This window comes from Streptomyces sp. NPDC002092 (assembly GCF_053593775.1).
Genome location: NZ_JBSFDG010000021.1, coordinates 155,614 through 164,908 on the forward strand (window position 1 = coordinate 155,614; position 9,295 = coordinate 164,908).

Consider the following 9,295-nt stretch of genomic DNA (forward strand, 5'->3'; position numbering starts at 1 on the left):
TGCGGGTGCGGCTCCCGGCTCAGTGGTGATGCCCGGCTCAGTGGCCGGTCGAACCACCGTTGTCCCTGCGGTCCAGGGCGCGCTGGAGGGCGGCTGCGGCGTTCTTGCGGTCGGACTCGCTCGTACGGGAGAGGTGACGGACTCGGCGGCGTGCGGTCGTCTCGGCCATGGGAAATCGACTCCTTCGACATCCGGGAGTGCGGAAAGGGGTTACGAGACGCCGGATGGGGCGGGGAGCGGTGCCGCAGGGGTTGCCTGCACGGGGCACGCTCACGACCGCCATTCGCTTGGTCGAGCGAGACGTTCGGCTCCTACAAAAGTAAGCGAGCGGGCCCGGTCTGTCTCCACAATTACTCGGACTTCCTACTATCTGAGACGGTGGATCGGGCCACACCCTTCTGAGCTGGGGTTTCGCCCACACGGCTGATCCTGGGCACGGCGTGCGACAACGGCCGCCGGTGGCGGGAACGGTGAGGTCATGAGCGACAAGGCCAAGGCACTTCTCGAGGGCGGCCCGCAGGATCTGCCCGAGCGGATCGTCCCGATCGCGACCCCCGGAGCGGACCTGAAGATCGAGCTGCGCAACGGCTACGAGCACTTCAGGCAGACCACCCGCCAGGCGGAGACGCCGGAGGGCACCCTCCCGGTGTACGAGTGGTGGGAGCGCACGGAACTCCCCGGCTAGCTCCGGGGTCGCAGCGCCGCGGCCGGGGTTCCCGCGTGCCGTCGACCAACTCCCGCCAGCATGCCAGCCGTTCGGGGCGCTCGCCGGGGCGCGTGAGGAGGGTTTCCCGGGGTTCAACGCCAGCTGCGCACCCCACGAGCGACCCAGCAGGGCCATCCGTCCAAGCCCGAAGTGCCGCCGTACGGCCTCGAGATCGGAGACGAAGCGGTCGCCCACAGGCCCGGGCCGCCGTGGCATAGCACCAGAGGGTCGCCGCTGCCCGACCGTGCCGCCCACAGACGTATGCCGTCGTCGGCCACCACGGTCGGGCTCTCGTGCTGCGTCGCCGTCATGAGGGGCGGTCTGCCCCGGTGACGGGTCAGCCCATGTGCGGGTACGTGTAGTCGGTCGGCGGGACCAGCGTCTCCTTGATGGCGCGGGTCAGGGTCCAGCGCTGCAGGTTCTGCGGGGCGCCGGCCTTGTCGTTGGTGCCGGAGGCGCGGCCGCCGCCGAAGGGCTGCTGGCCGACGACGGCGCCGGTCGACTTGTCGTTGATGTAGAAGTTGCCCGCCGCGTAGCGGAGCTTCTCCATCGTGTACGCCGCAGCAGCGCGGTCGTTGGCGATGACCGAGCCGGTCAGCGCGTAGTCGGACACCGACTCCATCTGGGTCAGCATCTCCTCGTACTTGTCGTCCTCGTAGACGTACACGGCGAGGAACGGGCCGAAGTACTCGGTGCGGAAGACCTCGTTCTCCGGGTCGTCGCACTCGACGACGGTCGGGCGGACGAACCAGCCGACCGAGTCGTCGTAGCTGCCGCCCGCGACGATCGTGCAGGCCGGGTCGGACTTCGCGCGGTCGATGGCGGCCTTGTTCTTGGCGAAGGAGCGCTCGTCGATGACGGCGCCGATGAAGTTGGCGAGGTCGGTGACGTCGCCCATGGTCAGGTAGTCGACCTCGGCGGCGAACTCCTCCTTGAAGCCGGAGTTCCAGATGGACGCCGGGATGTAGGCGCGGGAGGTCGCACTGCACTTCTGGCCCTGGTACTCGAAGGCACCGCGGGTGAGCGCCGTCTTCAGGACCGCGCGGTCGGCGCTGGGGTGGGCGACCAGGAAGTCCTTGCCGCCGGTCTCGCCGACCAGGCGCGGGTAGGAGCGGTACTTCTCGATGTTGTTGCCGACCGTCTTCCACAGGTACTGGAAGGTCTTGGTCGAGCCGGTGAAGTGGATGCCCGCGAGGTCACGGTGTTCGAGGGCCACCTTGGAGACCTCGATGCCGTCACCGGTGACGAGGTTGATGACGCCCTTGGGCAGACCCGCCTCCTCCAGCAGCTGCATCAGCAGGACGGCCGCGTGGGTCTGGGTCGGGGACGGCTTCCAGACGACGACGTTGCCCATGAGCGCGGGCGCGGTCGGCAGATTGCCCGCGATCGCGGTGAAGTTGAACGGGGTGATCGCGTAGACGAAGCCCTCCAGCGGACGGTGGTCCAGGCGGTTCCAGACGCCCGTGGAGTTGGCCGGGGGCTGCTCGGCCAGGATCTGGCGGGCGTAGGCGACGTTGAAGCGCCAGAAGTCGATCAGCTCGCAGGGACAGTCGATCTCGGCCTGCTGGGCGGTCTTCGACTGGCCGAGCATGGTGGACGCAGCGAGGGTCTCGCGCCACGGCCCGGACAGCAGCTCGGCGGCGCGCAGGATGATCGCGGCACGGTCGTCGAAGGACATCGCACGCCAGGCGGGCGCGGCGGCGAGGGCCGCGTCGATGGCGTCCTGGGCGTCCTGCTGGGTGGCGTTGGCGTACGTGCCCAGGCGGGCCTTGTGGTTGTGCGGCTGCACGACGTCGAACCGCTCACCGCCGCCCATCCGCTTCTCGCCGCCGATCGTCATCGGCAGGTCGACCGGGTTCTCGGCCAGCTCCTTGAGCTTGGCCTCGAGCCGGGCACGCTCGGGCGAGCCGGGGGCGTAGCCGTGCACCGGCTCGTTGACGGGGGTGGGGACCTGGGTCACAGCGTCCATGGGATCCGTAACTCCTTGATGTTGAGCGGGTGTTGCGAGCGGGGTGCGGGCTCAGCCCTTGCTGATCATGCTTCGCACGAAGAACCGCAGGTTGGCGGGCTTCTCCGCCAGGCGCCGCATGAAGTAGCCGTACCAGTCGGTGCCGTAGGCGGTGTACACGCGCATGCGGTGGCCCTCGGCGGCCAGCCGCAGGTGCTCGTCGCTGCGGATGCCGTACAGCATCTGGAACTCGTACTCGTCGAGCTTGCGCCCGGCCCTGCGGGCGAGTTCCTGCGCGATGGAGATGAGGCGAGGGTCGTGGGACCCGATCATCGGATACCCCTCGCCCTCCATCAGGGTCCTCAGGACCCGGACGTACGCCTTGTCGATCTCCTGCTTCTGCTGGTACGCGACCTCGGCGGGCTCCTTGTACGCGCCCTTCACCAGCCGCACCCGGCTGCCGGCCGCGGCGAGGCGGCGGGCGTCGGCCTCGGTGCGGAACAGGTAGGCCTGGATGACGCAACCGGTCTGCGGGAAGTCCTTCCGCAGCTCCTCGTGGATGGCGAACATCGAGTCGAGGGTGGTGTGGTCCTCGGCGTCGAGCGTGACCGTCGTACCGATGGCCGCGGCCGCCTCGACGACGGGCCGGACATTGGCGAGGGCCAGCTCGTGGCCGCCGTCCAGCGCCTGCCCGAACATCGACAGCTTCACCGACATCTCGACCCGCCCGCCGAGGCCCAGGTCGCTCAGCCGGTCGACCAGCGTCAGGTAGGCGTCGCGGGCCGCGGCGGCCTGCTCGGGGGTGGTGATGTCCTCGCCGACGACGTCCATCGTCAGCTCCAGGCCGCGGCCGGTGAGGTCCTTGATGATCGGCAGGATGTCGTCGACGGACTCACCGGGGATGAAGCGGTCGACGACCTGCTTGGTCACCGGGGCCGCCGAGATCAGGCGTCGCATCCGGTCGCTGCGCGACGCGGCAAGAATCACGGGACCCAGCACGGGGCACCTCCACAAACCAGCAGATAGAACCACCGTGAAACCTAAGGATCCCTCCGATCCTCAGCCATCGACAGCTGTCACGCATCCGTGCCGCAGATCTCAGACAGATGTATGAAGCGGGCCCGGAAATGCGGGAGAATGCCCGAGTGACGTCCGAAGTCTTCAGCCATGCGGGTGACTACCAGGAGCTGGTCGACGAGATCTCCGAGCTCCTCGGCGTCCCCGCGACCCTGGAGAACCGGGACTTCGAGCTGATCGCCTTCGGTGCGTACGACAGTGAGGGCGATCTCGACGCCTCCGCGCTGGACCCGGTGCGCACCCGCTCGATCCTGACGCGGCGCTCCACGTCCGCGGTCCGTTCGTGGTTCGAGGGCTTCGGCATCACCCGGGCGACCGGCCCGGTCCACATCCCGCCGACGCCCGAGGCGGGCGTCTACCGGGGACGCATCTGCCTTCCGGTACGCCATCGGGGTGTCGTCCTCGGCTATGTCTGGCTGCTGGACTCCGACCCGGGCCCGACCGAGCGGCAGCTGAGCGCGGCCATGGACGTGGCGGCCCGCATCGGCGCGCTGCTGGCGGACGAGGCGCAGCACGGCGCCGACCTCACCCGGGAGCTGCGGGCCGTGCTCACCGCCGAGCGCGGCTGGCCGCAGGACATGGCGGTGGCGGAACTGCGCACCGCGCTGGGCTCCCGCGCGGACGGCCCGCACACGGTGGTCTGCGTGACCCCCTGGCCGTCCGCCGACCCGGACGACGCCCCTTCCGTCCGTACGGTGCCGGGGGCGACGGCGCTGTGCACGGTGCCGTGGGGTGCGGCCTCCCACTCCCTCGCCCTGCTGGTACGGCTGCGCTCGGCGGACGTCCTGACACCGGCCACCTCGGCGGCGGGGCGGCTGCTGGAGCGGGCGCGCCAGATGGAAGGGGGCGCCACGGCGGCGTGCGGCATCGCGGCCGCGCGCGCCGGGCTCGCGGAACTGGCGACGGCCTGGCACGAGGCCCTGGCGGCGGCGCGGGCCGCGCTGGCGGAGCCCCGGCTCGGTCCGGTCGCCGAGTGGGCGCACATCGGCCCGTTCCGCCTGCTGACCGCGCTCCCGCCGGAAGTCGCCCACGACCCTGCCGTACGCACCCTGTTGTCCCCCGCCTACCGCGAACTCGCCCGCACCGCCGAGATCTACCTCGACTGCGCGGGCCAGGCCGCCCGCACGGCCGCCGAGCTGGGCATCCACCGCCAGACCCTGTACTACCGCCTGTCCCGAGTGGAAAAGCTGACGGGCCTCGACCTGGACGACGGCGAGGACCGGCTGCTCCTGCACATGGCGTTGAAGGGCGCAAGGCTGTAGCCATACGCGTGACCAGCCGCCAGGGGTCAGCTCTCCTTGACGCCCGCGGCCACGCGGCGCAGGCCCTCGGTGAGCTGCGCCGCGTCCGTCGCCGTGTCGGGATTGAAGAGCCACTGCACCATGAGCCCCTGGAGGAGCGTCTGGTAGAACCGCCCCTCGGTGTCGATGGCCTCCTTGCCCTGCGCCTCCTCCGGGATGTCGTTGAACAGGGGCAGGAGCCCCGAGCGGCCCTGCTCCTCCGCCTCGACCAGCATCCGGCGTACCTCCGGCATGCGATCGCCCTGAAGGATCAGCTCGAAGCTCAGCATCCAGATCGCACGCGATTCGCCGACCGCCTCGACGATGTTCGTCCACACCGCCTGGAAACGCTCCAGCGACCCGGCGGGCGTCGACTTCTCAGCCTCCCCGTCTCCGCCGGGCTCGAACCGATGCCCCGTGGCCTCGATCAGCGAGACGTACGCCTGCACCAGCAGCGCGTCCTTCGACCCGTAGTGGTAGCCGATCGACGCCAGGTTCGTCCCCGACTCCTTGACGATGTCCCGCGCGGTCGTACGCAGGAATCCCTTCTCCAGCAGGCAGCGCTTGGCGCCTTCGAGCAGATCCTCACGGTGTCCCATGCCCCCACCCTACTCCGATCCATACAACCGTCCTAGGCGCATGACTTATACAATCGTTCTAGACATTCGTTTAAGACGCCCGTACAGTCGCTGTCATGACGAACCCGACGAGCACCACCACAACCCCGCCCGGCCACCTGGCCGGCCGCCGCGAATGGACCGCAGTGGGCGTGCTGATGCTCCCGTTGCTGCTGGTCTCGATGGACGTCTCGGTCCTGTACTTCGCCATCCCGGCCATCAGCGCCGACCTGCAGCCGAGCGGCACCCAGCAGCTGTGGATCTTCGACATCTACGCCTTCGTCCTGGCCGGCCTGCTGATGACGATGGGCTCCCTGGGCGACCGCATCGGCCGCCGCAAGCTCCTCCTGATCGGCGCGGCGGCCTTCGGCATCGCGTCGCTCACCGCGGCCTACGCGAACAGCGCCGAGACCCTGATCGCGGCCCGCGCGGTCCTCGGCGTCGGCGGCGCGACCCTGATGCCGTCGACGATGGCGCTGATCCGCACGATGTTCACCGACCCGGCCCAGCGTGCGAAGGCGATCGGCCTGTGGTCCGGTGTGATGACGGCCGGCATCGCGCTCGGCTCGGTGCTGAGCGGTGTCCTCGTCCAGTACTTCTGGTGGGGCTCGGTCTTCCTGGTCAACCTGCCCGCGATGGCGCTGCTGCTGATCCTGGGCCCGTTCCTGCTGCCCGAGTCGCGCGACCCCGCCCCCGGCCGCTTCGACTGGCTGAGCGTCCCCCTGTCGATGGCCGCGGTGCTCCCCGTCATCTACGGCCTCAAGGAGATCCCCTCGCAGGGCTGGCACGTCCAGTACGTCGTCTCGATCACCGTCGGCCTGCTCTTCGCGACCGCCTTCGTCCACCGCCAGCGCACCGCGGCCTCACCGATGATCTCGCCGGCCCTGTTCCGCGGCCGCGGCTTCGCGCCCTCGGTCGTCCTCAACCTCATCGGCTCGTTCGCCATCATGGGCTCGGCGTACTTCACCACGCAGTACCTGCAGTCGGTGCTCGACAAGAGCGCCATGGAAGCCGCCCTGTGGGCACTGCTCCCCTCGGTGCCGATCGGCATGGCGGCGCCGCTGGCCGCCTCCCTGGTGCAGAAGGGTGTCGACCGGGCCTATGTGGTCACCGCGGGCTTCGCGATCGGCGCGGCCGGCTACGCACTCCTGGCCTTCGCGGACACGGACTCCCTCTGGCTGGTCCTTCTCGCCTGCGGCGTGCTCGCCTCGGGAGTCGTCATGGTCATCTCCCAGATCACGGACCTGGCGCTGAGCAGCGCCCCGGTGGAACGGGCGGGCTCGGCGTCCTCCCTGATGGAGACCGGCGCGGAGTTCGGCGGCGCGCTCGGGATGGCGATCCTCGGCTCCATCGGTACGGCCCTCTACCGCCACGAGATCCCTGCCTCGGCCCCCGCTCCGGCCCACGAAACACTGGGCGGCGCACTGGCGGTGGCCGCTCGGCTCCCGGGGCGCGCGGGAGACGCCCTGGCGACGACGGCCCGCGAGGCGTTCACCGGCGGAATGCACGGCGCGGCCATCGCCGGGACGGTGGTCCTGCTGGGGGCGGCGGCGCTGGCGGCGAGGGCGCTGCGGGGGATCCGCGTCAGCGACAAGTAGGGCAACGCGAAGGGGCCGGGCCGACTCACGTCGGCCCGGCCCCTTCGCGTGGTGATCTGTCAGACCAGGTTCACCGAACGGGCGAACGTCGCCCCGATCTCCGCCTCGACCTCGACCAGCACCGCGGGCGGCACCGTGTCGTCGACGGTCAGCACGGCCAGCGCCTCGCCACCGGCCACGGCACGCGAGACCTGCATACCGGCGATGTTGATCCCCGCCTCGCCGAAGATGCGGCCCACCGTGCCGACGACACCGGGACGGTCCTCGTACCGCAGCACGACCATGTGGTCGGCCAGGGCGAGGTCGACGTCGTACTCGCCCACGGCCACGATCTTCTGCAGGTGCTTCGGACCGGCCAGCGTGCCGGAGACCGACACCTCCTCGCCGGTGCCGAGCGTGCCGCGCACGGTGACGACGTTGCGGTGGTCGGCCGACTCCGAGCTGGTCGTCAGGCGCACCTCGACGCCGCGCTCCTGCGCGAACAGCGGGGCGTTGACGTACGACACCGTCTCGGCGACGACGTCCTCGAAGACACCCTTGAGGGCGGACAGCTCCAGCACCTTCACATCGTGCTGGGTGATCTCGCCGTACACCTCGACGTCCAGGCGGACCGCGACCTCACCGGCGAGCGCGGTGAAGATACGGCCGAGGCGCTCGGCGAGCGGCAGGCCCGGCTTGACGTCCTCGGCGATGACACCGCCCTGGACGTTGACCGCGTCCGGCACGAGCTCACCGGCGAGGGCAAGGCGCACCGAGCGGGCGACGGCGATACCGGCCTTCTCCTGCGCCTCGTCGGTGGAGGCGCCCAGGTGCGGGGTGGCGACGACCTGGTCGAACTCGAACAGCGGGGAGTCCGTGCAGGGCTCCTTGGCGTACACGTCGAGACCGGCACCGGCGACCCGGCCCTCCTTGAGGGCGGAGTACAGCGCCTCCTCGTCGACGATCCCGCCGCGTGCGGCGTTGACGATGCGCGCGCTCGGCTTGACCTTGCGCAGCGCCTCGTCACCGATGAGGCCCACGGTCTCAGGGGTCTTGGGCAGGTGGACGGTGATGAAGTCGGAGACCTCGAGCAGCTCGTCGAGGGACAGCACCTTGACGCCCATCTGCGCGGCGCGCGCGGGCTGGATGTACGGGTCGTAGGCGACGACCTTCATGCCGAACCCGGACATGCGCTGGGCGACCAGCGCACCGATCCGGCCGAGACCGACGACACCGAGGGTCTTCTCGGCGAGCTCGACACCCGTGTACTTGCTGCGCTTCCACTCGCCGTTCTTCAGCGCGGCGTTGGCCTGCGGGATGTGGCGGGCGGTGGCGACGATGAGACCGCAGGCCAGCTCGGCGGCGGTCACGATGTTCGAGGTGGGGGCGTTGACGACCATCACGCCGGCCTTGGTGGCGGCGGAGACGTCCACGTTGTCCAGGCCGACGCCGGCTCGTGCGACGACCTTCAGCTTGTTCGCGGCGGCGATCGCCTCGGCGTCCACCTTGGTGGCGGAGCGGATCAGGATCGCGTCGACGTCGGCGATGGCGGGGAGCAGTTCGGCTCGGTCCGCTCCGTTGCAGTGCCGGATCTCGAAGTCGGGGCCAAGCGCGTCCACGGTCGCGGGCGACAGCTCTTCAGCGATGAGTACGACGGGTTTCGAGCTCACGTGAGTCCTCACAAGTCCAATGCGGACGGCCGTCCCGACGGCCGCAGGCGGTGGAGGTTGGCTAGCCGCGTGGAAGACGCACGACGCTGTGGGCCTGACGCGTATGTAGTACGGCAGTGTAGTGGCGCGGCGAGGATCGTCTTACGCCTCATAGGAAGGATCACCCGGACGGGAATCTACATTTTGTACGGGGTCCGGGGCGGAGCCCCGTGGCGGCGCCTTCGGTTGCGGGCGCCGCCACGGGACACGGAGGTCACGCCTCCTCGTCGACCCAGCTCATCAGCTTGCGCAGCTGCTTGCCGGTGGTCTCCAGCAGGTGCTCGGAGTCGGCCGTCTTGTACTCGTTGTACTTCTTCAGACCGCCGTGGTACTCGGCCATCCACTCACGCGCGAAGGTGCCGTCCTGGATCTCGGCGAGGA

At 69.9% G+C, this 9,295-nt stretch carries 8 protein-coding genes and 1 pseudogene; 3 read left to right on the forward strand and 6 right to left on the reverse strand.

The genetic code is table 11. The features are described from left to right. Positions 1 to 37: 37 nt before the first annotated feature. Positions 38 to 169: a hypothetical protein gene (locus ACWCRD_RS37790; RefSeq protein WP_115905715.1), complete on the reverse strand. Its 132-nt coding sequence runs from the start codon at positions 167 to 169 to the stop codon at positions 38 to 40. Positions 170 to 478: 309 nt separating this feature from the next. Between ACWCRD_RS37790 and ACWCRD_RS37795 the strand changes: the two genes are divergently transcribed. Beyond that, positions 479 to 685 carry a DUF5988 family protein gene (locus ACWCRD_RS37795; RefSeq protein ID WP_450970206.1) on the forward strand — a complete coding sequence of 69 codons (207 nt, stop codon included), beginning with the start codon at positions 479 to 481 and terminating at the stop codon, positions 683 to 685. Between the two features lie 358 nt (positions 686 to 1,043). Here the strand turns inward: ACWCRD_RS37795 and pruA are convergent, their stop codons facing one another. Both pruA and ACWCRD_RS37805 read right to left on the reverse strand, forming a co-directional pair. After that, on the reverse strand, positions 1,044 to 2,675 hold the full coding sequence (gene pruA, locus ACWCRD_RS37800; RefSeq protein WP_450970207.1) for an L-glutamate gamma-semialdehyde dehydrogenase: 1,632 nt from the start codon (positions 2,673 to 2,675) through the stop codon (positions 1,044 to 1,046). Between the two features lie 51 nt (positions 2,676 to 2,726). Continuing rightward, entirely contained in the window at positions 2,727 to 3,653 is a 927-nt protein-coding gene (locus ACWCRD_RS37805) for a proline dehydrogenase family protein (RefSeq protein ID WP_450970208.1), read from the reverse strand. 128 nt (positions 3,654 to 3,781) lie between these two features. Here ACWCRD_RS37805 and ACWCRD_RS37810 point away from each other — a divergent pair, with 128 nt between their 5' ends. After that, on the forward strand, positions 3,782 to 4,993 hold the full coding sequence (locus ACWCRD_RS37810; RefSeq protein WP_450970209.1) for a PucR family transcriptional regulator: 1,212 nt from the start codon (positions 3,782 to 3,784) through the stop codon (positions 4,991 to 4,993). 26 nt (positions 4,994 to 5,019) lie between these two features. On the opposite strand, the gene ACWCRD_RS37815 is transcribed toward ACWCRD_RS37810, so the two are convergent. Then, entirely contained in the window at positions 5,020 to 5,610 is a 591-nt protein-coding gene (locus tag ACWCRD_RS37815) for a TetR/AcrR family transcriptional regulator (RefSeq protein ID WP_450970210.1), read from the reverse strand. Between the two features lie 95 nt (positions 5,611 to 5,705). On the opposite strand from ACWCRD_RS37815, the gene ACWCRD_RS37820 reads away from it, so the two are divergent. Beyond that, the gene (locus ACWCRD_RS37820; RefSeq protein ID WP_450970211.1) at positions 5,706 to 7,226 is read left to right on the forward strand and encodes an MFS transporter; all 1,521 of its coding nucleotides are present in this window, start codon (positions 5,706 to 5,708) and stop codon (positions 7,224 to 7,226) included. 59 nt (positions 7,227 to 7,285) lie between these two features. Here the strand turns inward: ACWCRD_RS37820 and serA are convergent, their stop codons facing one another. Both serA and ACWCRD_RS37830 read right to left on the reverse strand, forming a co-directional pair. Next, positions 7,286 to 8,875, reverse strand: a complete 1,590-nt coding sequence (gene serA, locus ACWCRD_RS37825; protein WP_450970212.1) for a phosphoglycerate dehydrogenase — start codon at positions 8,873 to 8,875, stop codon at positions 7,286 to 7,288. A gap of 253 nt (positions 8,876 to 9,128) precedes the next feature. After that, positions 9,129 to 9,295, reverse strand: a pseudogene (locus ACWCRD_RS37830) (ketol-acid reductoisomerase); the annotation flags it as partial.

Coding starts and splice junctions, on each gene's coding strand:
- ACWCRD_RS37790 (WP_115905715.1), bottom strand. CDS start 169: ATGGCCGAGACGACCGCACGCCGCCGAGTCCGTCACCTCTCCCGTACG.
- ACWCRD_RS37795 (WP_450970206.1), top strand. CDS start 479: ATGAGCGACAAGGCCAAGGCACTTCTCGAGGGCGGCCCGCAGGATCTG.
- pruA (WP_450970207.1), bottom strand. CDS start 2,675: ATGGACGCTGTGACCCAGGTCCCCACCCCCGTCAACGAGCCGGTGCAC.
- ACWCRD_RS37810 (WP_450970209.1), top strand. CDS start 3,782: ATGCGGGAGAATGCCCGAGTGACGTCCGAAGTCTTCAGCCATGCGGGT.
- ACWCRD_RS37815 (WP_450970210.1), bottom strand. CDS start 5,610: ATGGGACACCGTGAGGATCTGCTCGAAGGCGCCAAGCGCTGCCTGCTG.
- ACWCRD_RS37820 (WP_450970211.1), top strand. CDS start 5,706: ATGACGAACCCGACGAGCACCACCACAACCCCGCCCGGCCACCTGGCC.